Source organism: Bradyrhizobium sp. ORS 278, from assembly GCF_000026145.1.
Taxonomy (GTDB): Bacteria; Pseudomonadota; Alphaproteobacteria; order Rhizobiales; family Xanthobacteraceae; genus Bradyrhizobium.
Genome location: NC_009445.1, coordinates 4,550,785 through 4,573,746 on the forward strand (window position 1 = coordinate 4,550,785; position 22,962 = coordinate 4,573,746).

The following is a 22,962-nucleotide window of genomic DNA, read 5'->3' on the forward strand; positions in this document are numbered from 1 at the left end:
TATCTCCTTGTATTTCTAGAGTCCCAGCGCCAGACGGCCGGCGGCGATGCGCGTGGCGTCGTCCTGCGGGGTGTGAACGCGGCCGCACAGCACGTCGCGATAATGCCGCTCCAGCGGATTGGTGCGGCTGAGGCCGTGATTGCTCGAAAGCGACAGCGCGTCCTCGACCGCCGCCACCGCATTGTTGGTGACGGTGAGCTTGATGATGTTGCCCTCGACCGGGCTGACGGCCCTGCCCTCGTCGAAGTCGCGCGCGACGCTGTCGATCAGCCTTGCATTGACCTGCAGCCGCGCCTCGATCGCACCGAGGACCTCCTGCGCACGCGGCAGAGTCGACAGCGGCGCGCCGAGGCTGGAGGGCGTGCGCGTCTTGAGGAAGTCGACGATCCAGTTGCGCGCCGCGCGCGCGACGCCGTCATAGATCGCGCCGACGAAGGCGGCATGAACCAGCGCCTGGGTCGGATTCTGCACCCGCCAGTCCGCAGGCTTGTGCAGCTCGATCTCGTGGTCGAGCGGGATCACGACATCCTCGAACACGACATCATGGCTGCCGCTGGCGCGCAGGCCGAGATGATCCCAGGTCTCGACGATCCGGATGCCGGGCGATCCCGCCTGTATCAGGAACAGGCCGAGCCGCGCCTCCGGCTCGTCGGTCTTGGCCCACACCGAGTACCAGGACAGGATCGGCGCGCCGGTCGAATAGATCTTGTGGCCGCTCAGCCGCCAGCCGGTCTCGGTGCGCCGCGCGATCGTCTCCGGCAGGCCGCCGCGCGACGGCGAGCCGAGCGCCGGCTCGACGCGGAAGGTGTTGATCAGCGCGCCGCGCTCGACCGACTCCCGCTGAAGCTTGCGGGCGAGCCGCGGCGGATATTCCTGATTCCGCGCCATCACAAAATGCTGGATGTAATGCATCGCCAGCACCAGCGCCGTCGACGGATCGGCCTCAGCAATGATCCCGAGCACGCGCGACGTGAGGCCTGCGCCCGCTCCATGCCCGCCGAGCGCAGTAGGAACGGTCAGCGACAGCAGACCCGCCTCGAACAGATCCTTGAAGTTTTGGAACGGAAAACTGCGGTCGCGATCATGAGCCGGCGCGCGCTCGGCGAAAACCGGCACCAGCCGCAGCGCGCGTGCGATCAGTTCGTCCTCATTCTCCTTGTCGTTCTGACGCGGCGCGAGGCTCTCGATGACGGCTACCATGTCGCTTCCAACCCGAGGAGACCAAGAATCTGCCGGCGCAGATCGGCGAGATGCGGATCGCCGCGATGCCGCGGATATGGCCGGTCCACGACGATGTCGGCCTTGATGCGCGCGGGGCGATCGCTGAGCACGATGACGCGATTGGCGAGCACCAGCGCCTCCTCGACGTCGTGGGTGACGAGAAGGGTGGTAAAGCCCTTGCGCTGCCACAGGGCCACCAGTTCCGCCTGCATGGCGATGCGGGTCAGCGAGTCGAGCTTGCCAAGCGGCTCGTCGAGCACCAGCACCTTGGGATCGTTGACCAGCGCCCGGGCCAGCGCGACGCGCTGCGCCATGCCGCCGGAGAGCTGATGCGGATAGGCATTCTTGAAGTCGGTGAGGCCGACGAGATCGAGCGCGGCATCGACGCGATGCCGTTGCTTCTTGAGGATGCCCTGCGCCTCCAGACCCAGAGCGACATTGTCCCACACCGTGCGCCACGGAAACAGCGTCGGATCCTGGAACACGACGACGCGCGACGGATGCGGTCCCTTGATGCCGACCTCGTCCTCGCGCAAGCTGCCGCTGCGCGGCTTGTCGAGGCCGGCGATCAGGCGCAGCAAGGTCGACTTGCCGCAGCCGGACGGCCCGAGCAGCGCGACGAACTCGCCGGGCTCGACGATCAGGCTGACGTCGTCGAGCACCTTCAGCTCGGCGCCGTCGATGTCGAAGGCATGGTCGACATGGGCAATGTCGATCGCCGCGCCGGGAAATTGCGGCCGCACGACTTCGGCTGCGGCTACCATTTCACGACACCCTTCTGCCAGACCAGCACGCGGTCGCGCGTCTTGAACAGCAACGTGATCGCGCCGGAGCAGAGCAGCGACATCACCAGCAGCGCGGCGTACATGTTGGCGTAGGCGGCCCAGCCCTGCGCCCATTGCAGGTACCAGCCAAGCCCGGCCTTGACGCCGATCATCTCGGCGATGACCAGCACCGCGAAGGAGGCGCCGAGGCCCATGAACAGGCCGACGAACACATGCGGCAAAGCCGCGGGGATCGCAACCTTGAGCACTAGGAACCATGGCCTGGCGCCGAGTGTGCGCGCGACATCGTAGTAGGCGGTGGGCACGCTGGCGACGCCGGACCAAGTCAGCACCGTCACCGGAAAGCCCGTGGCGAGCGCGATCAGGAACGTCGACGCGCTCCAGCTGGTCGGGAAGGTAAAGAACGCGATCGGCAGCCAAGCCGTGGCCGGCACTGGCCCGATGAAACGCAACACGGGGTGCACCCAATAGCCGATCCGCGTCGACCAGCCGATGGAGACGCCCGTCACGAAGCCGATCGCCGCGCCGATGGCGTAGCCGCCGAGTTGCAGCTTGATCGAGGCGACCACGCTGTCCAGCAGCTTCGGCAGATCGTCGGTGTAAACCTCGATGATGGCCTGCGGCGGCGGAAAGAAAGGCAGCGGCAGCCAGGCGAATTTTGCCGTCGCCAGCTCCCAGAGTGTCAGGAACACGCCGAGCGCGAGCAACCATGGGCTTCGCCTGCGCAGGGCGGCACCAGCTCGCCCCAACCGCAGCGCCGCGATGCTGGAGACCAGCACGAGCGCTGCGATCACGAACGCCGCGACGGCGAGATCCGTGGTGCGCGACCAGTCGCCGACGTCCTCGCGCACGAAGCAGGACGCGCCGAACAGAGCCCAGGCGAGCGCCGCGGCAATGCCCGGCGCGATGTCGCGAAGCTTGGCGCCGAGGCCCGTGGCGCGCGCGATATCGCCTCCGGCGGTCTCAGACAGCGAAAATGTCGACATAGATGCGCTCAGCGAATTTGTTGGTGTCGGTGCTCGGCTTGAAGACGGAGACGACCTTGAGGTCGTCGGCATAGGCTCTCAGTTCCTGCTTGAGCGCAGCGCCATGTGGATGATGATGGTGAGTGTGATAGCGCACCATGCCTTCGAGATCGGCCAACGTCGCCTGCTTCGGCGCATAGGGCTGGAACGATTTGGCCGCCTCGGTCGGGTTCTGCGCGGTGAACATCGCGGCATCGAGCAGCGCCTGCGTGACCGCGCGGCCGACCTGCGGCTCGTCGCGTACCAGGCTGCCGCGCAGGCCGAGGATGCAGCAGACCCGGTTCTGATACTCGCCGTCGAGATTGGAGGCGACCTCCTTGTAGGCCGGATCCTTGAGCCAGAGATAAGCGAGCGGATCGGACGCCAAGAAAGCCTGCGTCTCGCCCTTGTCGGCGGCGACGTTGACGACCGCGCCCGGATAGACGCGCCAATCGACGTCCTTGACCGGATCGATGCCGAGGCGCGCCAGCTGGATCGAGAAGAAGTTCTTGTCGGGACCGCCGAGATCACCGACCGCGACCGCCTTGCCCTTGAGGTCGGCGAGCTTGGTGATGCCGGAGTCCGCGCGCGCCAGCACGCGCATACAGCCGCCGTGGGTGCCCGCCGCGATCTTGACGTCGAAGCCCTGCTCCAGCGGCTTCAGCCAGCGCAGCGCCATGCCGAGCCCGGCGTCGCTCTTGCCGGTCGCGATCGCCTCGAGCAGCTGATCGGTCGAGCCGGAATAGTTGATCAATTCGACATCGAGATTGTATTTCTTGAAGAAACCCTGGTCGATCGCCACCGGCACCGGCGTCAGGCAGACCGCGCCGGCATTCCACGACAGCTTCAGCTTGCGCGGCTCGCCGGTGAGAACCGGCGCTTCGGCCGCCGTCCGGCAGATCGGAAACTGCTGAACATCAATCTCAGGTGCAGCCCGAAGCGACAGCGCCTGGGCAGCGAGGCCTCCGAATGGCGCCAGCAGAGCCGCACCAGCACCCGCCTGCAGCAGCCGCCGCCGGGTGACTGCGCTCGTGTTGTCCGTCGTGTCCATCGCCCTCTCCTGCCGCCAAAGCTCCGCCGCGGCGCGGGCGTAGGGCGCCCGCACTCCTGAGCGGAATGCATTCGATGTGTCGTTGATCCCGCGCTGTCGTCAGCGCCCCATGATAAACCGATGATGCGTTCGCCCGTGCACACCGTCAATGAAATGGATTTTCGAATGTGGCGCGACGGCGAGCGATTATCACCACGAAAGCCGCTGTTCTCGACAGCAATCAGTTCGCCGTTGCGCCGCTCAAGCCTGATCATGCGCCCCTGCCGCCGGACTCACGCGCGAGCTGCTGCCGTCGCCGCACGCGCGAAATGACCTCCGCCGCGGGCGTCCGCTGCCGCTGATGACGAGCGCACGGGCGGCACGTTCGGCATCGCGCGCCGATGTGAAGGATTACCCTTCCAGGCTGTCGAATGCGCGCGCGGCGAGAAGAAGCTGAAGCCGCGCTCGTCGGCCGTCACGATGCCGGCGGTGCGGTTGAAGACTTCGATGACAAAAGCTGTTGGCATGAGCAATCGCTCGCCGCCTTGCGCAGCGGCGCTCCTGTTGGATCTGCAAATCGAGGGTGATGTGACGTCGGCTGCAGCGATCAGCAACAGGCACCGGTCGCCGCCGAGAAGCAGCGTCCGGCGAGGCGCTTGCGCACCAGGCGACGGGCTGCGATTCTGGTTCTCATCCGGCGATCCGTGGTTGAGCGATGATGGCGGCGAATATCGGGGCAAGGCTCAGTTCGGTCAATGAAATGGAACTTCAAAGGTCGTGAGACGGCGCATCGTTTGTTTCAGAACAAATTGTCGCTGATCGAGGCATCAGTTCGGACTGGGCCGAATCCGCAAGCGCTCGGAGGCCCGGCCCCGTGACGACGCTCCGGGATCTCTGCGCGTGTCCGCACCGAACTCTCTTGCGGCATGCTTCCTCCACGTTCAAACAGCAGGCCCGTCAAACAGCAGGCGAGTCTGACAGCAAACATGGCTTCGCGATCTCGCGGCGATCTCCGCCCGAGCTTGATCCAGGTGAACCTCCTCTTTCGGAGAAGAGGCGCAGGGAAGACCGGGTATCGGCTGATACCCGCGGTCCGCGTGCAGCAGATAAGCACGCGGTAGAACCACAGGTTCAGCCCAATATCCGGCCTTCCCTGCGCGACGGTTTTGCGACTTATAGGCGCTCTCCCCGGGGACCGGCTGTCTTGCCCCCGTCGCCAGCGGATCATCACCACCGGCTTGGTCTCAGCGTCGGGAGACCAGGACCACGCCACTTCGCCGTCGCCTCGCTCCGTTCGTCGGCACGGGCTGTGACACCCGGCTGCGGAGCAACGCGCCCGTCGCCTCTCCGGCTCGACGCTTCATGACGATCGCGAAACGTCCCTCTTCAGCGAGCCGGGATGCGCTGATTTGTGGAGCTGATTTGCCCGACGACGCAAGTGATGAGTTTGCGACAATCTGGCACGACGGGCATCTGGCGCATGCGGGGCATGCAAGGATTGCCGGACGTGCAGATGATCAGCCTTGAGCCGCTACGACTTCATCCGTCCGGCTGCTTTGAACGATCCCGTGGAGAGTTCGGCGACCGTGAGACCTGCGGCGGGATCGTCGCAAGAGATGTCAGCGCGAGGTCGTTGCTGCCGGGGACTCAAGTGCACTCCACTTATACGAGGCGTCGTTTTCGGCCCAACAAGGCAAGATCTGACCAGCGTCTGCAATACCCTTCAAGATGACGGCCGCAATTCGCGGCAGAGTTCTCCCTCTCAAAGGAGAGCCAAATGACTGATGCCGCCGCGACATCGCTGCGTGACCGTGCGACAATGATCGCTCCCCGCTTGTTTGTCCTCGAGCTCAACGCAGGCAAGATTCATGCGATGAACGTCGACGGATCAGGCCGCGAGACGATCGTCACAGACTGTCGCCTTCCGGACGGAATCACCCTCGACCTGGATGCGGGCCACATCTACTGGACCAACATGGGCGTTCCGAACCTCGATGACGGGTCGATCGAACGCGCCGACCTGGACGGCGGAAACCGCACCGTCATCGTGCCGCAGGGTCATACGCACACGCCGAAGCAGATCATCCTGCATCAGCGCGACCGCAAACTCTACTGGTGTGATCGCGAGGGCATGAAGGTCATGCGCGCCAACACGGATGGTTCAGCGATCGAAACGCTGGTGGACCGAGGTTCGGCCGAGCTGGACCACCCCGATGCGACGCGATGGTGCGTCGGCATCGCGATCGACGACAAGATCAATCAGCTGTATTGGACGCAAAAGGGCCCGGAGAACGCCGGTCTCGGCGCCATCTACCGGGCAGGTCTGGACATCCCTGTCGGCGAGAGCGCGTCGGCACGGTCAGACATCGAAGTGTTCTTCGACGGACTGTCCGAGCCGATCGACCTGGAAATCGATCACGAGCGTCGTCTGCTCTATTGGACGGACCGTGGAGAGGCCCCGCGCGGCAACACCGTGAGCCGCGCCTCGATCGACAGCAGGCCCGATGAACCGGAAATCGTGGTGCGCCACCTGAATGAAGGCATCGGCCTCGCGCTCGATCTGCCGAATGACCGCATGTTCGTCACGGATTTCGCCGGCTCCCTGTATGTCGCGAAGCTCGACGGCTCCGACCTGCAAAGCCTGCTGTTCGGTCAAGGCAACCTCACCGGCATCGCCTACGCCGAGATCGTTCGAAAGATCTGACACCGCGCGAGGATGCGATCGGCCGGAGATCGCAAGCTGGCTTGACGCAAGAGCGTTCGCGCAGCCGATCACGCCCTTGAAGATCTGGCCGGAGCCGCACAGTCGGGCGGCCTGATCGAGAGCTTAGAGCTCTGCCTTCTCAATTGATGCCGTGCGTCATGGAATCGGACACGGTCCTGAGCTGGACCGGTTCGCGTCGTCCGACAAGGCACCCTCCGTCAGCTTGCATGACACGGCACGATGTCCTGCGGCTTACGATTTTACGGCTGCCAGCCCTTTGCCTTGGCGACACAACCTCCGGTAACGTCGGGGTGTCATTCTGTGGGCTGGCTCATACATCGCTTCGCCGCAGATCACTACGTTGCCTGGGGGCGGAAACCTGCAGCGGCAGGACGCCCTCCTGTTCGACTGGGCTCCAACGGCAACAGTCTGTGCGCGCGAGTGGGAGGGGACAATGACCGATGCGGCTGATCTCGACGTGCAGGGCTGCGCCCGCATTCTGCTGACCTCCTCGCGGGATTGGCAGGCTGCCGACGGCAGGCCCGCGACGCTCGCCAATGTCCGCGCTGCACTTGCCCGGCTGATCTACGCGCTCGGCGGAGAGGGCTTTCCGGAGGCCGCGTCCAACACAGTCGTGCGGAGCAATCCCGAGATCTGGAGCGCCTGCTTCGCAGCCGCACAGGAGGCTCGCGCCGCCGATGGCAAACCGCTGCCACCCGAAGGCCGCTATGCCGTGCTGTGGTCACCCGATCCAGACGCGGACGGCAAGCTTGCGTCCGGGCTGCCCATCAACTGGCCCTATCAGCCGACGTCACACGTCGCCCGCATCTTTGGTCCGGTCATCGACGGCGACAACAGGCCGAAGCACCTGTTCATGTTCGACGCCGTCGACGAGAACGCCGGCATCGACGTCGATATACGCCCTGCTCCGGGCCTGTGGCCGAAGCCCGTGGCACCCGTGCCGGCGGCTTCTGCACTGCCCACCGGCGATGTCATTACCGCTGCGATGCCCTCGCAGCGGCGGCTGGGGATGGCAACGATCATGTTCGGCATATGGGTCGTCAGCTGTCTCTATGTCGGCGCCTGGCAGTGGATCCAAGGCGACATCGCCACACGCAGTTGGGCCGCGTTCCAGAGGACGGTCGCGGCGGCCCCGGACGGAGATGATCTGAGGAAGTGCACCCAGCTCAACGCCGAGAAGAAGCTGACCTGGCTGCCGGCCTGCGACAGGGCCTGGAATGCCGCCCGTGCCGAGCAGAAGCTCAACGACAGCACGAAGTCCAACAGCATCTATGACACCGTCTACAGGCACTTCTGGACGGACGCCCAGTCCTCGCTGCTGCGCCCGTTCATCTGGACGCTGGTGGCGACCTGCTTCCTGATCGTCGCATGCGGCCTCGGCTCGGAGCGCGGCGTGTGGTTTGGGGCGCTGATAGATCCTCGCACCAACCGCTTCAGCCTATCCCGGATGCAGCAGACGACCTGGACCACCGTGCTATTGGGTGCCCTGTTCGTGACGTCCGGACTCAACGCCATCCTGGTGCCGTCAACCCTCGATGCATCGCTCGAGTTCATCCCCGCTATGGCCGGTGCGTTGTGGGCCGCGCTCGGAATCAATCTGGTCGCAAGTCCCTATCTCAGCGCACTCATCCGCGATGCCAAGGACCCGCCCCGTGTCGGGCAGAAGGCCGCGGACCCCTCGCTCGTCAAAAGCCTGGTGACGCCGGCCACGCTGAACAGCAACGAGTCGCCGAAGCAGGCGAGCTGGCTCGATCTCGTCACCGGCGAAACCGAGGGAACCGAAAAGGACGTCGATATCAGCCGGCTGCAGCACCTGATCATCTCGGGCCTGCTGATCGCGGTCTATCTGCTCCAGCTCGGCAAGCTGTTGCGCTCGGTCAGCGCCGAGATGATCGCCACCGCCTTCGTCAGCAACAAGATGCCGTTCACCGATCTTCCTTACGTCGGCGAGACCTTCCTCGGACTGCTGCTGCTCAGCCATGGCGGCTATCTGGTGTTCAAGGCGCGCCAGAGCAACGATGCCGCGAGCGCCAGCCAGACGCCGAAATAAGGCCGGTCGGGTTCAACCCGGCCGCGACCGTTCGCTCGCCATCAACAATCCGGCGATCGCCTCTGCGATCGGCTGGTGCGTCGCCGCTTCGTAATATGAGAAGGCGGGCGACGGGTTGACTTCGAAGCAATACCACTCACCCCGCGGGGTACGGCGCAGATCGATGCCGGCGACAGGCAGTTGCAGGGCGTGCGCCAGCTTGTGACATCGCTCGGCGCAATCATTTGGAAGAGCAAATGCGCGCAGCTCGGTCGCTATTCCCTGCCGCTCGCCATAACGATAGTCATCGGCCTCTGAGTGGATCTCGGTGGCGAAGATCTCGTCACCGACGACATGGACGCGAACGTCGCGTCCGGGAACATATTGCTGGAACTGGGTCGGGCACCACCGGATGTCCTCAAGCCGCTCCGCGTGATCTTTCGTCAGACGCGACACGATGCTGCGAACGGCGCTGGTCGACTTGTAGATGATCTCGCCATGCTTGTCCCAGAACGCGCGCACCGCAGCGACGTCGGTCGTGACCAGCGTTTCGGGGACGGCGAAGCCGGACCCGGCGATCAGCATCGACTGATAGGGTTTCGAGCCGTTCGACGCCGTCGCCGCGAACGGGTTGATCACCCGCGCATCGGTGATGGCGAGCCAGGTCATCATGAGCTCGTCGACGGTCACGGCGTGACGCCACAGCTCGTCGTCCTGGTCAGCCGCAGGCCTGCCCCCGGACTCGCAACGGACATAGACCGCGGCCACATCATGCAGCGCGCAGACCTCGCCGGCGATGCGGATGTTGCCGTTGACCGTCGCGTCGACCTCGATCGCGAACTCGGTCTCTCCCGCGCGCTGCTGATCGAGGAAGAATACGGGCGCGCCCCGCTCCTCCAAGGCGTCTCTGACCAGCGCCAATGGCCCGTCTTGCGCGTGGCCCCACAACAGGATCATACGGCCTCCCTCAAATTACCGGCCTCGGCAGCACGGGTGCACATCAACCGCAGCACGGCGTCCGAGACTCTGGCGTCGCCGAGATCCGGCCACAGGCTGGCGCCCACGAACCGCGCCGATGGACCGTCGCCGTCGAACCACGCCGACAGCAGTTCGACGCCGGCGGCATGGGCAAGCGCGTGCGCATACGCCACCAGCACCGGGTCGACCGTTCCGACATGGTGCCGCCCGACCACGACGATGCTCGTGGTGCCGTCGCGCTCCTGCGCGTCATTCTCCGATTGCGGTGTCGTGCGGCTCGCACGAAGCATCGTCGGCACGGTCGGAATACCGAGGCGGTTCGCAGCCAAGCGCCATTGCGCCAAACGCCAATGCGGCCCCGAAAGGCATTGCGGGGATGGGCGGTTGACGACCGGGCATGGCAGCGACGTGAGCCAGGCCAGCAGGAATGCCGTCATTTCTGCGGCAACGTAGCTGCGATCGTCCACAATGATATGCGGCAGATCCTGTTCGGTTACCACGGCCAGCCGCGTCACGACGCCGATGATGGCGGTCGAAGGCACCGTCTTTCCGGCAATGACCGCCATGGAAGGACCTGCGCCCGAGGCGTCGAACGTCCACCCCGGTTGCGACAGGTCGGCGGGGGTCATCACACGCACGATGCCGCCGGCGCGCTCCGCGAAGCTGGCCGCAGCCGGATCGCCGCGGCTCGCGATGAGCACGATGACGGGGTCGGTCGCGGACGTCACGGCTTGATGACCGGTCGCTGATTGACGAGGATGAACGATCGTCCCTCGGCATCGATCAGCTGGTCGCGCACGGGATCGACGACGAGCGGGCGCGGCTGCTCGAGCAGGACTTCGCGGCGGATCTTGGGGGTATCCTCGAATCGTTCCTTCTCCTTGCCCTCCTTTTCCTTGTCCTTATCCTTGTCCTTTTCCTTTTCCTTCGGCTTGATCGTGACCTGCACCGTGGCGGCCGCGCTCTTGCTGCGATCCGCGGCGCTGGTCGCAACCACGTGGTAGGTGCCCGCGGCCGCCGGCGCGACATAGAGGCCGGTCGAGTTGATGCTGCCGCCATTCGGCTCCGTGATGCTCCAGCTGACCGAGGCATCGCTGACGCCGCCAGTCACGGTCGCGGAGAACTGCTGCGAGCGTCCCGTGAAGGTCGACAGCGACGGCGGCGAGATCACCACGCCGACGACCTGCACGGAGAGCCTGACCTGTCGTGTCGCCGCTCCCAGGGTTGCGCTGATCAGCACCTCGGTGGTCGCCGTGACGACATTGGTCTTGATCTGGAAGCTGGATTGGAGCCGTCCCGGCGGCACGTTCACGCTGTTGTTGGGCAGGTTCACGAACGTCACCACGTTGGGCGCCGAGGACGACAATGCGATGTTGGCGCCCGGTCCCGTCGGCAAGAAGTCGAGGGTGACGGTGCCCGTGACGGTGCCGCCGGCAATCACCGTCTGCGCGTCGAGCGTGAAGTTCACCAGTGTCGATGGCGGCAAGGAGAGTTGCAGAAAGAACCAGCTCTCGAAATCGCTCACCCGGCGCCCGCTGCCGGACGGGAAGCGCAGGTCGATGCGCGGCGTGGAATCCGACCGCGTACCCTTCTGGCCGAACGCCTGACCGTCGAGATAGCGGAGTTCCGTTCCGCCCTCCTGCCAGATCGCGCCGCCGCGGAGCCGGAAGCGCAGCCCCACCCGCGAAATCCGCTGCTGCACCAGGGTGGCGATCAGCGCCCTGAGCTCGGCGCCGTTCTTCGCAGGTTTCCATTGCAGCATGTCGCGCGCGGCCAGCGACAACTCGCCGTTCAGGCACAAGGTGACCAGGCCGGCGGTGGCCGGCGCATCGCCGGGTCCCACATTCATCGCGCCCAGCGGATTGGTGCCGAACACCATGGGCATGTCCATGGTCAGGGACGCGACCGCAAGGGAGCTGTCGGTCGATAGCGGCGTGACGGCCGTATCGAACATGACATTGAGCCCGTTGAAGATGGTCTCCGGCGCGACAATGTCGTCGTTGAGCCAATTGACGCCCCTGACATGAATGGCGGGCGGCTGCTCTGCCAGGGGCGTGAAGATGTTGCGACAGTCCTGGACCGTCAATGCGCTGTTGACCAGAGTGACCACCGCAAGCCGTGCATAACTGTGCTTACCCCTGGGCAGACGTGGTGTTGTGAACGGCCACTCCACATCCCCAGTCAGGGTTCGGGCCGGGATCAGCCAATAGTCGCCGCTCGCGTAATTGCCGGCGGCGAACTTCACCTCGACACCGTCCTCGAGCGGAATCCAACCGTCATTGGTCGCGGGCACCACGACCTGCAGCCCGGTCGTGCTGCCGCCGTCCCAGCGGCGCAATCTCGGCTTGCGCGTCGCATCGATGCCTGCGACCGCCTGCTTGAGCGTCACAATGCGGTTGGCGACGTCGATCGTGTCGATCTGCGCCAATTGCCCGGCCGCGCCGGACAGCTCCCGAGACTCATCGGAGACCTCGACCCATTGGCCGCTCGCGAAGCCGAGCACGTCGTCGCGGCCGAGATCACGCACCGTGATCTCCTGGCCGTTGATCCTGTCGATCGCGGTGACGATGGCGCCGTTGTCGCGCGACCATTTGAAGGTCGAGGCCCCGAGCGCGCCGCCGGAATGAATCTCAACTCGATAGAGCTGGTTCTCGAGCCGCCGGAAGCCGGCGCCGGGCGGCAGAAGGCACGGGCCGTCGGTCGACGCGGCGGGCTGCGCGCGCGCGCTCAGCGCGCCGCTGCTTGGCGTCGTCAGATCATCCCAGGCCTTGAGCGGGTCGCCGCAGGAAAAGCCGCCGCCGCCGTCCGGCTTCGCCACCAGCGCCTTGACCTGCCACACCGTCTTGATCCGGGCCGCGGTATCAGGGCCGCCCAGCGCGGTCTCGCGGATCATGGGATCGTCGAGAGCAGTGATGCTGCGCGACCAGACGTCGAGATAGATGATCGCAGCCGTCGCCTGAGCTGCGGTCATCGCAGCGACGATGTCCGGCGGATTGATCAGGTCTGGCTGGGCCGCATAGCCGACATCGCTTTCGTTCTCGCAAAGCCGGCCGTCGACATAATAGCGGCCTTGACCGATGACCAGCGAGCGGTTGTCGGCCGCAACCGTGATCTTGAATCCGGCGGCGTGCAACGGAGCGCCGGAGAAGCCGATGACGTCGCGCGCCTCCGTGGCGATGCGGTGATGGTGAATGCTCTGCTGTTCGTTCCAATCCGCATCGAGCTGCACGCGTCCCTGCTGCATCAGGACGCTGGAGTAATGCTTCGTCGAATCAAACGTATCGCGGCTGAAATCGCCCTTCATCGCTGGCACTCCCCCGTCAACTCAGGTGACGAATATGAATCCGACTTCTTGATCAAAACGCGCGTATTCGCTGAGGCGGAGCCGCAGATTTGTCTCGCGCTGCGACTGGAAAAGGTCATGGAAGACGCCCATCTCCGAACCGTCGTCCGCGCCCTGCCGAATGCCGCTCGGCGTGCGCCGGCTGAGTTGGCAGTAACCGGGGTCGCCGTAGCGGGACGACGTGAACGCCGGCCTCGGGTCGGCATCTGCCGTCGGCAGGCAGCGATGGCGGCGCGGCACCCGTGCGGCCAGGGGCAGCCAGCAGAAGCGCACGCAGCCCTGCTGTCGCCTGTCAGCCCAGATCGGAGCGCGCCAGACGTCGCCCTGCGCAAGAGAAGCCTGGAAGATCGTGTTCGACGCCAGCGTCAACTCCGCCGTGTGCACCTTGCCGATCACGGTGCTGCTCGAGATCTGCAGCGCCGCGCCGCCGGATACGTTGTCAGGGGCCGCGATTGCGACCCCGCTGTCACGCGTCGCATCGACGATGCTGTGGGTGATGACGAGCTGCGCACCGGCTGCGACCCGCAGCCCGCCGACGATGCAGCGCTCGATCTCGATCCGGGTGTCCGCAGTCTCGACGACGAGGCTGACGCCGTCCGGCAGCCGGGGCGCGCCGCTCGGCAGCACATCATTGCCCGGCACCAGCGTGCAGTGCCGCAGCCGCAGCAGCTTCAGCTTCCTGCCGTCATTGGTCGCCTTGACCCGCAGCGCCGCGCCGCTGATCACCAGGCCGTTCAACGTCACCTCCGATCCGTCCTGGCCGGTGATGACCATCTCGCCGCCCAACGCCAGCAACGGCCGTGCCTTGTTGGCCGCGCGCAGTTCGACCCGCTTGTTTGCAGCCGTGACCGTGATGCGCGGCGTCGCCGCATAGCGGCCGCTACCGCCGATCTCGACCGCGCCGCCATTGCTGACGCCATCCAGCGCGCTCTGCAGCCCCGCGGCCTGTGCGGGCGCTGCAACGAGCGGCCGCAGGGCCGGATCGATGGTCGCGCTCCGATCATATTCGCCGCCGCCGAGATCGTCGGAGAATCCGTAGTGGAACGAAACGTTGGGCGGTGCCGCCGGAGCAGTGCCGAAAGCGATCCGCCCGAGCACCGGATCGATCGAGACCTTGCCGGCCGCCGGCATGTGCGCCCAGCTGCCGTCGGACTTGTCCGACAGGTTGCAGATCGAGATCGCGTCGGCCGCAACGCCGGAGATGACGAAGCTCGCATTGTTGCCGTAGAACTGCGCGAACGGCGGACGGGCATTGCGGGCGAGCCGATCGGCGTCGACCTGAAGACGGGTGAGCGGCATCTGCGCATTGACGGCCGAGGGCGTGGCCTGGGCGAAATCGTCGGTCATCGGCGCCTGGAACAGCCGGACCGGCGCGCCAAGCGGATTGAACAAATAGCGACGGTCATCGAGCTTGAACGCAGGCGTGTCGGTCAGCGGATAGCTGCGCAGCCGCCACAGAAAAATTCCCACATTTCCGATGTTGACGCGTCCGCGATCGGACGCGATCCGCCGCACATCGACCGTACGCGGCGTGGCATCGAACGGCCCGTCGATACGCTCCAGCTGCAGCGGACCACGGACGCTCGTCGTCGCGATATTGTCCAGGCGCGGATGGTTGAGGAACTGCGTGGTCGCCAGCCGGGTGAACATTTCGACCGTGCAGGCGTCCCAGCCGGTGACATCGCGCGCCAGCTGCGCCAGCATGGCGGCGGTGCCCTTGCTGCGCCGCAACCGGATCGTGTCGGCAACCTCCGCACGCGGACTCCGGACTGTCGGCGTGCTGCCGTAGAGCTGCCGATAGCCGATCAGCTCGCCGATATAGGGCACGACCCAGTCGGCGCAGGTCTCGATGAACTGGTTGTCATAGAGCTGCTCGATGTCCTCCTCGAGCACCGCCACCTGCTCGGCAATCACACCGATCAGCTGTCGGAGCGCGCCACCCTGCTCCGCATCACGCGTGCGATAGATCGCAGGGAGCAGGTCATAGATCGTCTGCGCGTCGAAGCTCATCGCCGCTCTCCCCTGAGATGCACCGGACGCGGATCGAGCGTCAGCAGCTCGGCCGCCAGCAGGCTGCCGTCCCGCCGGATCTCCGCCGTGGCGGCGGCAATCGCGGCCGGCGGCAGCAGCTCCCTGCGGCGATGATGATCGTCGATGCGGCTGAGCTGATCGACATCGACCGCGATGACGCCCGGCACGGCCTGCATCACCGCCATCACTTCGCTCAACATCACCGGCTGGCCGAACGCGCGCGCATCGAAGGAGAAGCTGACGCGCAACGCGGCCTCGACGGCGGCGACGACCGGATCGGTCTCATGGTCGGCCTGGACCATGATCGTCGCGGTGACCTCGAAGTAAGCCCTGCGATAGGACCTCACCTCGAGCGGCACATGCGGCGCCGAGCCAGACCGGATTGCGGCCAACAGATTGACCATGATCGGGCTGCCGGGATCGACGCTGGCGCCGTCCGGCCCTGCGACCGTGATGAAGACGCCAGGCGCCTGCCCGGTCGAGGCCCAAGGCACCGCCATCGCCTTCTCGATGCCGGCGAAAGCGCGTGCGAAATCCTCGTAGTCCTGCAGCGAGACGATGCGGTCCATCGTCATGATCGTCAGCGGCGCGTTGCGCCGGATGCTGTCGGCGGTCTCGGGATCGGCGCCGCCGCTCGCGGGCAGCGGATTGACCACGTTCCGCACGCCGGCCGGCCGCGTGAGCAACAGGCTCAGCTTGCCGGCGTCGAGGTTGCCGCCCTTGCCGATGCCTTTGCGGTAGGTGGCGCGAACATTGTCGAGGCCGGTGGGCGGACGGGCGCCGTTGATGCCGTCCCCGAACTGCACCGTCGTCGAGCCGTCGTCGCCGATCTGCGTGACATAGACGCGGTCCTCGGGCGCACGGTTGAACAGGTTCGGCACCTCCTGCCAGGCGAGGTCATTGACCCGGACCTGCAGGGTCGAACTGCTCCCGGTCGGCGAATTGCTGCTGACATGGGTGACCGGCGGCTGCCGCAGCATGAAAGCCTGGTTGGCGAGCGAAGCATTGCCGCCGCCCAGCGTCTCCTGCACCGTCTCGCCATGCGTGGCGCGTGCGACGTTGGCATTGATGGTCACGGTGTCGCGCAGATAGCTTCCGGACAGATCCTGCGAGAACACCAGGGTGGTGCGTCCGTCGCTGAACTCGACCTCGGCCAGGGTCATCACCTCGTGGTCGACGACCCCCGCCAGATCGGAGCGCTCACCCGTGACGACGACATTCTGCCCGACCTGAAGTCCAAGATAGACGGTCTCGAGCGTGACGCGGTTGCCCTCGACGTCGTCGACGACCGGCAGTTCCGCGAGATCGAGTCGCTGGCTGCCGGCGAACACCGTCGTCTCGCGGACCGCAAGCCCGCTAAAGCTGTCATCCGAGTTCAGCAGCAGGCGCGTGACTTTTCCGCTCAAGCCATAATCGGCGCGTGACAATTCGAGGCTGTCCTCGACCTGCTCAATGATGTGCTCACTGGTCGGGCTCTTCAGCAGCAGCCAGCTTCCCGGGATGATCTCGGGGTAGGTGCGGTCGAGATCGATCGCGCGCTCCATGTTCGCACCGGCCTCGTCAGCCAGCGTCTTGCCGTCCGGCAGTCCCGGCGTATTGTTGGCGCCGGGCTTCGGCGCATTATGACCATAGATGCCGGCCCGCTCGCGAAACGAGAACACACCTGCCTCCGGCTGGAATATCCGATGCGCGACCTGCCATCTGATGTTCCGCATCAGGGCGCGGTGGGACCAACCCTGCACGCGTGCGAACGCGTCGAGATCCGCCTGACGCCACCGATAGCTCATGACGTTGGTGTTGACTTGCAGGGTTGTGAGGCTGATCAGCTCCGGCCCGAAGACGTGGATCGGCCGTCGCGGCCAGCGCCAGCGTCGGGGCTCCGGCGGGTTGTAAGCCAGGGTCACCGAGGTCGTGCCGCTCTCGGGTTGCGCCTTCACGGTGACGACCTCGAGTGCGATGCGCTGCGACGGATCTTCGCTCTCGACGATCAGAATGCGGTCCCCCGGCTTGAGGCTGCTGCTGGTCCCCTTCAGCAGCACCGCGCGCATGTCCGTGGAGATGAGCTGCGGCTCGGTGAGCTGCGGCCGCATCGCGTTCCATTCGGGATGCGCGACGATCGGCTCCACGGTCTCGAACGTCTTCGGCAGTTCGCCAGGACCCGGGATGCTCTGCACCTTCACGCCGGCCGCGATCGCAACCGGCGATGCGGCATGCTCGGGCGCGCCGGGAGCGTCTTCCACCGTGAAAGCGAGATGGGCATTTGCCGCCACGCCGGGACGCGGCTCGTAATCGATCAACCGCCCAAGCTCGACCAACGAGCGCCGCTCGGTGGCCGTCGAGAGATAGCACTCATTGGCGATGCGCTCCTGATAGAAGGTCAGCGTGTCCGCCGTGCAGGCAAAGGCATCGAGCAGCGCAATGGAGAAGTCGGTATCCTGCCGGCTGCGCAGGCCTGCCGCGCTGCTGCCGAGGCGCCCCAGCATCGTGTCCTTGAACTGCCGGTAGGTTCCGGCGCGGTAGCTCAGCGCCTTCAAGCCGGGCCGATTGAAGATCTCGACCGGCGTTCGGGCTGCAGCGCTTTCGCCGCAGCAGGGACACTCCGGAGGGTGAGCGTCTCGCGATGTGCTGCTCATTTGCCGCCCTCCATCGTCAGACGAAACACGCCGCGCTCGGGATAGTCGGGATTGTTGTCCAGCCGCGCGATCTCGAAGCGTCCGAGATCGAGCCGTCCTCGCATCAGCGCCGCGCTGCTCGGCTGGCCTTGACGTTGAAAGGTCGTGATCTGGATCGCGGCGACGCCGTCGACCCCGAGCGCGGCCGCATAGAGCGCGCTGAGATAGACAGGCTGACCGAAGGTGAAATTGTCGGGGTGAAACACGGCAAGCCGTCCGTCAGGCAGCACGCCGTTGCCGAACAGCCGCAACAGGTCCGCCTTCACGTCCGACCGGAAGTGATTGGCCGCGACGCTGACGCGCGCTGCGATCTCCAGCGCGACGAAGTCGGGCCCGTTCACTTCGAGGTCGTGACCGGTCAGACGATACGGCTCGACGAAAGCGCGGATCTCGGACTCGAACGTGTCATCCACCGCTTCACCACCGCGCCGGTCGATGGTCAGGAGCACCGTCATCCAGCTTCCGGTCCAGCGCAGCACGGCTGCAGCGCGCTGCACCTTCGGATGGGTCGCCGCCAGTGCTTCATAATCGGCCGGCGTGACCGCGCGCGCCTGCGTCCGGAACGCAAACGGAGCCTTGCGGCGGACATCGTCGATCTGCTCCGGCGCGCGGCCGCCACGCGCCGGCAATGGATTGCGCACGGTCTGCACCGCGGGATCGCTGATGACGGCCTGACAGATCGCCTCCGCCGCAACATTGCCGCGCAGCGCATTGCCGACCCGATAGGTCGCGCTGAAGGCCGTGCCGGCGATCGGGCGGCTGCCATGGGTGTCGTCGCCGAACCGCACCCATGCCGTTCCGTCGGTCTCCGTCTCGACGACGAAATGACGTTCATCCGGCTCGCTGTTGAGCAGGTCGCGCTGCGGCTTCCACACGGCCTGTCGGACACCGTCGTTGCTCGTCAGGCTGATCTGCGGAATCGCGTCGCCGATCGACGGATTCAACGCGGCACGGGCCGATGTCGGAGGGCGCGCAGCATCATAGGGCGGGACATGAATCAGCGCAGTCTCCTTCAATCGCGGCCGGAACCGCGGCGGCAGCGGCCGCGCGTCGGCAATATCACAGGGTGTTGCGGGTTGCGGCAGATAGCTCAGCCGCGATTCCGGGACCTTGCCGAGGTCCTCCGCCCCCGGCAGCGTCGCGCCGTGATCCGCCAACACCATGTTGCCGCGCGCGGTTGCGACTACGACCGGCTTCGTGCTGCCATCAGGCTGAGCCGCCTGGGCACTAATCCAGAGCGCGCATGGCAGCGCGTCCTCCGATGCCCATTCGATCTCGGTGACATCGACCGATTGGGTCGTCGGCGGCTGATCGAAGGCGCCGCCGATCGGATCGCTCGTCGCGGTGACCTTGGTGAGTTGCACGAGATGGCGCTGCAACGGATCCGCATCCTGGGCCAGACCCGTGCGCCGCCCGGCGATTTCCTCGAACACCAGGACCATGCCGGGCTGCAGGCTCGGGAAGCGTCCCTTCAAGGCGGCGCGGGTTGCCCCCGTCGGCAGCACGCATCGGCCGCTGCCCCAAGTATAGAACGGCAGGATGTTGTGCGCGGCGAACAGCTTCGTGTCCGCCATGGTCTCGAATGTCTCGACGCCGCGCTGCACGCCGGGCGCCGCCATCGAAACGGCCGATGCGCGAACCGGCTGTCCGCTCATCCCGGTCAGCAGCTTCGTCGCTTTCGGCACCGTCAGATCGGCGGACACGCCGATATGTACGAAGGCGCGCGCGTTGATCCCGTCATGCATGATGTAGTCGACGAGCCGGGCGTGACGCCTGACCGAGACCCGCCGCCGCGCCGTGGCGAGATAGGCCTCGGTCGCCACCGCATCCTGTCGATAGCTCAATTGATCTGCGACGAAGGCCAGGGTCTCCACCAGGGCGACGCCGAGATCGGCCGGATTGCGCTCCGTCCATTGCGGGCTGAGCGCTGTCAGGCGATCGAGCATCAGCTGCCGATATCCGGTGTAGTCCTTGGTGAGGTAGTCGATATCAGGACCCCTCGCCGCGGGCGCCGCGGCCGGGTCCGGCGGCGCACCGCAATCGAACTCGCTCGGGCACTCCACCTTGAATGCGAAATCGATTCCCGACAGGATTGGATCCAGCGTCTTGGGATCGAAGCTGCTGCCGGTGGCGCCGACCAGTTGCAGCCGATACGGCGAATAATCACCATAGGCGTTGAGGTGGATGACGACGGCGTTGCCCTCATAGCCGACCTTGTCCGCCGCGACATTGCGGATGCGTTCGCCGCCCGTGATCACCACATTGGCCGGCGTCAGTCCCGGCGGCGGCGCCTTGACGAAGGCGAGCCGCAGCACGCGTTGCCGGTCGGCCGGCGTCGCCGCATCGCTGTCGACGACCTCCAGAAAATCGATGCCATTGAGATTGGCCGACGCCCTGACCGCATTGCGCCTGACATCATCGCAACAGAAATACGGCCTCATGGCTGGATGTCCTTGGAGAACTGGACGCTCTGCCGCTGCTGCGTGCGGCGTACGAGGTATTGCACGGTCACCCGGAGCGCGGCGTCCTGGCTCTCGACCGCGACGCCCTCGACATGGATCAGGTCGCCGAGCCATTGCTGTAATGCGCCCTGCACCAGGAACTGGGTCGCCGCCGACAGGGCGTCGCTGTTGGGGGCGAAGACCAGCTGCATCACGCCTGTGCCGAAAGTCGGCCGGTTGACACGTTCGCCGGGTGAGGTGAACAGGGTCTGCTCGATCAGGTCGCGGATGTGATCGTCGAGCGTAGTCGCGGCGGTGCCGCCGGTGCCGTCGAACTGGTAGGGATAAGCGAGGCTGGTCATTTGGCCTTCACCCTCGTTTGCACCACCATGACGGTCAGCGGCGTGCCCGTGGGCACACAGGTGGACTGGCTGTCCTGCAGCAGCACCGGCGTGCCCAAGGCCTTGACGCGCAGCGCGCCGCTGGTCCATTGCGCGGTCGCGCAGGGCGGATTGGGCGAGCCCGTCAGCGCGCATCCGGTGACGGTGTATTGCGCCGTCTGCACCACGATCGGCTGCTTGAGAATCTTGACGCGCGGGAATGGCGTGGCCGGCAGCGCCTTGCCGGGCAGATGGGCGCAATTCACCGTCGATGAGATATCGAGCATGAAGCCTGGCATCATGTCACCTCCAATGCGCCGCCATTGATCGTGACGCTGGCGGCTTCGAGCTTGATGCTCCATTTGCCGTCGGTGATCTCGATCGCCATCATGTCCATCTTGATCTTCTTGCCGCTCTTGGTCTCGATCGTGATGCCGCCGGTGCCCGGTACATCGCTCAAGGTCAGGGTCGCGGTGTCGGTCTTGAGCACCTTCACCTGCGGCAGCAGTGCTTCCGACGGCAATTCGCCGACGCCCCAGAAGCAGCCGCTCCAGATCGGGTGGTCGGTGTTGCCGCCCTCGAACTCGACCCAGACGTTGGCGTCCTTCGGCGGGATGGCAAAGAAGCCGACCCCCGCACCTGCATAAGGCACGCACGGCATGGCCCAGCTGAGCTGGCCCGAGCCGAGCACCGAGGGCACCTTGACCTGGACCCGTCCCATCATCATCGGATCGATGTTGTTGGCGACGGTGCCGCGGTATTTTCCGAAATACTGACTCATGGGACGACCACCGGCGTGATGGCGCCGGTGCCCTCGCGGGTCAGGCTGAAGCGCTGCTTGAACTGTCCGCGACTGATCGTGTGGCTGACGCTCTTGACGTAGTAGAGACCATCATGCGTGAAGCCGGCGCCGCGCAGGCCAACGATGCCGCGCGGCTTCAGCACATCGCCATAGCGCAGCGCATCGAGCTCGCCCTGGGCGGTGACGACACTGTCCACGGACTTGTCGGTGACGGCCTGGGCCTGCGCATAGGCCTGGACGATCGAGAGGCCGGGGCTCTGCTCCAGCAAGCTGGTGCGCACGTTCGGCAGTTGGAACGGCAGCGCGGGCATCGCCGCCAGCGGCGGCCGCTGGCTGACGAAGGTCATCACCGGCATGCTGCTGTTGGTCAGCCGGTCCTGCACGACATCGTCGACGATGGTCGGCGCCATCGCATTGTACGTGAAGTTGATGTTGTCGACATTGGTCTCGGGCCCCGGACTGACCGTCAGCGCCCGCTGCGGCAGTCCGATCCGCTTCGGCGGTCCCCAATAGGCGAAATTGATGCCCAGCGCCGGACCCGGTTCGACGTAGAAAACGAAGCCGAAGCGCTGCGCCATCGTCTTGAGGTAGTCGAGATCGGTGCCCTGCTGTACCGGCGTTCGCTCGATCGGCAGCGGCTGGTCGATCGAGGGCGGCGGCATCACCAGCGGGACCAGCCCATATTGAACGTAGCTTGCGATGATCAGGTTGGCGATGACCATCTCGCTCATCGCCGGCCACTCGGCGCGTTTCTTGGTCATATCCATCGCGAGCGAGACATCCTCGCCGGTCAAGGTCAGGGTTCCCGTGCCTGGCGCGTTGCCCGGCGAGAATTGCTGATTTGTGATCAGGCCATCGATCAGCACCTTCGGCATCGCATTGAACAAGACCATCAGGATGACGCGATTGAACGGACGAAGCAGCGGATTGAGCAGCAGCGCGTAATCGAGCAGATCGGTCGGGCCGGCCCGGCCGACCTGCAGCACGAGCTGAAAACCCGATCGTCCCTCGTCGTTCTCTGTCACGGACACGCTCTGCAGCGCCTCCGCAATGTCCGGCGTTGCCGGCAGCGGCACCGTGGGACCGATCAGCAAGGTGAGATTGACGCCGAGCAGCATTCTCGTCCCTCTGTGTCGTGATCTCCGGAGACTCAGCCTTGCGGAAGTGGGATGCGCAGCAGGCGGTTGGCGTCCGCCGCCACCTCCGCCACCATCGCCTGCGGATCCATCGCGTCGTTGGCGTCGCAGATTCGCCAGAACGCCAGCGGATCGCCGAGGGTGCGATTGCTGATCAGGTCGATGCGCTCGCCCGCCGCGACCTGCACTTCTGCGAGCAGCGCCATCTGGCCTCCCCGCGGCAGGAAACGACGCCGCACATAGGACACCATGCGACCGTCCGGGAGCATCATCGTGGTGGTCCCGATATTGGCGTAGCGACTGGCATGATCGAACATGACCCCTCCTGCACTGATCGTCTTTCACGCGACGTGGTGGTCCGAGAGCCTGATCCGGAAAAGTCACT

At 65.6% G+C, this 22,962-nt stretch carries 18 protein-coding genes; 2 read left to right on the plus strand and 16 right to left on the minus strand.

Annotated elements, in window-relative coordinates:
- Positions 1-15: 15 nt before the first annotated feature.
- The 5 genes from BRADO_RS20315 to BRADO_RS20335 all read right to left on the minus strand — a co-directional run bounded on the left by BRADO_RS20315 (position 16) and on the right by BRADO_RS20335 (position 4,567).
- Positions 16-1,200 carry an acyl-CoA dehydrogenase family protein gene (locus BRADO_RS20315; RefSeq protein WP_011927225.1) on the minus strand — a complete coding sequence of 395 codons (1,185 nt, stop codon included), beginning with the start codon at positions 1,198-1,200 and terminating at the stop codon, positions 16-18.
- The gene (locus tag BRADO_RS20320; RefSeq protein ID WP_011927226.1) at positions 1,194-1,985 is read right to left on the minus strand and encodes an ABC transporter ATP-binding protein; all 792 of its coding nucleotides are present in this window, start codon (positions 1,983-1,985) and stop codon (positions 1,194-1,196) included. The genes BRADO_RS20315 and BRADO_RS20320 overlap by 7 nt, the downstream gene beginning before the upstream one ends.
- Entirely contained in the window at positions 1,979-2,992 is a 1,014-nt protein-coding gene (locus tag BRADO_RS20325) for an ABC transporter permease (RefSeq protein WP_011927227.1), read from the minus strand. The genes BRADO_RS20320 and BRADO_RS20325 overlap by 7 nt, the downstream gene beginning before the upstream one ends.
- The gene (locus tag BRADO_RS20330; RefSeq protein WP_011927228.1) at positions 2,970-4,061 is read right to left on the minus strand and encodes an ABC transporter substrate-binding protein; all 1,092 of its coding nucleotides are present in this window, start codon (positions 4,059-4,061) and stop codon (positions 2,970-2,972) included. The genes BRADO_RS20325 and BRADO_RS20330 overlap by 23 nt, the downstream gene beginning before the upstream one ends.
- Positions 4,062-4,333: 272 nt before the next feature.
- A complete protein-coding gene (locus BRADO_RS20335) occupies positions 4,334-4,567 on the minus strand; it encodes a hypothetical protein (protein ID WP_011927229.1) in 234 nt (77 codons plus the stop codon).
- 1,250 nt (positions 4,568-5,817) lie between these two features.
- On the opposite strand from BRADO_RS20335, the gene BRADO_RS20340 reads away from it, so the two are divergent.
- Both BRADO_RS20340 and BRADO_RS20345 read left to right on the plus strand, forming a co-directional pair.
- Positions 5,818-6,744 carry a hypothetical protein gene (locus BRADO_RS20340; RefSeq protein ID WP_011927231.1) on the plus strand — a complete coding sequence of 309 codons (927 nt, stop codon included), beginning with the start codon at positions 5,818-5,820 and terminating at the stop codon, positions 6,742-6,744.
- Between the two features lie 454 nt (positions 6,745-7,198).
- Entirely contained in the window at positions 7,199-8,815 is a 1,617-nt protein-coding gene (locus BRADO_RS20345; RefSeq protein WP_041756761.1) for a hypothetical protein, read from the plus strand.
- A 12-nt stretch (positions 8,816-8,827) separates the two neighbouring features.
- Here the strand turns inward: BRADO_RS20345 and BRADO_RS20350 are convergent, their stop codons facing one another.
- From BRADO_RS20350 to BRADO_RS20400, 11 genes are read right to left on the minus strand one after another with little or no spacing between them, the layout of a single operon-like run.
- Positions 8,828-9,751 carry a RimK family alpha-L-glutamate ligase gene (locus tag BRADO_RS20350; RefSeq protein ID WP_011927233.1) on the minus strand — a complete coding sequence of 308 codons (924 nt, stop codon included), beginning with the start codon at positions 9,749-9,751 and terminating at the stop codon, positions 8,828-8,830.
- Positions 9,748-10,500, minus strand: coding sequence for a hypothetical protein (locus BRADO_RS20355; RefSeq protein WP_011927234.1), 753 nt, complete (start codon positions 10,498-10,500; stop codon positions 9,748-9,750). Before BRADO_RS20355 ends, BRADO_RS20350 begins: the two co-directional genes overlap by 4 nt.
- Entirely contained in the window at positions 10,497-13,076 is a 2,580-nt protein-coding gene (locus BRADO_RS33340) for a DUF6519 domain-containing protein (protein WP_011927235.1), read from the minus strand. The genes BRADO_RS20355 and BRADO_RS33340 overlap by 4 nt, the downstream gene beginning before the upstream one ends.
- Before the next feature lie 21 nt (positions 13,077-13,097).
- The gene (locus BRADO_RS20365; RefSeq protein ID WP_011927236.1) at positions 13,098-15,125 is read right to left on the minus strand and encodes a hypothetical protein; all 2,028 of its coding nucleotides are present in this window, start codon (positions 15,123-15,125) and stop codon (positions 13,098-13,100) included.
- Positions 15,122-17,779: a putative baseplate assembly protein gene (locus tag BRADO_RS20370; RefSeq protein WP_041756762.1), complete on the minus strand. Its 2,658-nt coding sequence runs from the start codon at positions 17,777-17,779 to the stop codon at positions 15,122-15,124. The genes BRADO_RS20365 and BRADO_RS20370 overlap by 4 nt, the downstream gene beginning before the upstream one ends.
- The gene (locus BRADO_RS20375) at positions 17,776-20,259 is read right to left on the minus strand and encodes a putative baseplate assembly protein (protein ID WP_011927238.1); all 2,484 of its coding nucleotides are present in this window, start codon (positions 20,257-20,259) and stop codon (positions 17,776-17,778) included. The genes BRADO_RS20370 and BRADO_RS20375 overlap by 4 nt, the downstream gene beginning before the upstream one ends.
- Entirely contained in the window at positions 20,256-20,621 is a 366-nt protein-coding gene (locus BRADO_RS20380; RefSeq protein WP_011927239.1) for a GPW/gp25 family protein, read from the minus strand. The genes BRADO_RS20375 and BRADO_RS20380 overlap by 4 nt, the downstream gene beginning before the upstream one ends.
- Positions 20,618-20,941 carry a hypothetical protein gene (locus BRADO_RS20385; RefSeq protein WP_197535369.1) on the minus strand — a complete coding sequence of 108 codons (324 nt, stop codon included), beginning with the start codon at positions 20,939-20,941 and terminating at the stop codon, positions 20,618-20,620. The genes BRADO_RS20380 and BRADO_RS20385 overlap by 4 nt, the downstream gene beginning before the upstream one ends.
- A complete protein-coding gene (locus BRADO_RS20390) occupies positions 20,938-21,420 on the minus strand; it encodes a phage baseplate assembly protein V (RefSeq protein WP_011927241.1) in 483 nt (160 codons plus the stop codon). The genes BRADO_RS20385 and BRADO_RS20390 overlap by 4 nt, the downstream gene beginning before the upstream one ends.
- On the minus strand, positions 21,417-22,559 hold the full coding sequence (locus tag BRADO_RS20395) for a hypothetical protein (RefSeq protein WP_011927242.1): 1,143 nt from the start codon (positions 22,557-22,559) through the stop codon (positions 21,417-21,419). Before BRADO_RS20395 ends, BRADO_RS20390 begins: the two co-directional genes overlap by 4 nt.
- Positions 22,560-22,591: 32 nt before the next feature.
- Positions 22,592-22,894 carry a hypothetical protein gene (locus tag BRADO_RS20400; protein WP_011927243.1) on the minus strand — a complete coding sequence of 101 codons (303 nt, stop codon included), beginning with the start codon at positions 22,892-22,894 and terminating at the stop codon, positions 22,592-22,594.
- Positions 22,895-22,962: the final 68 nt, after the last annotated feature.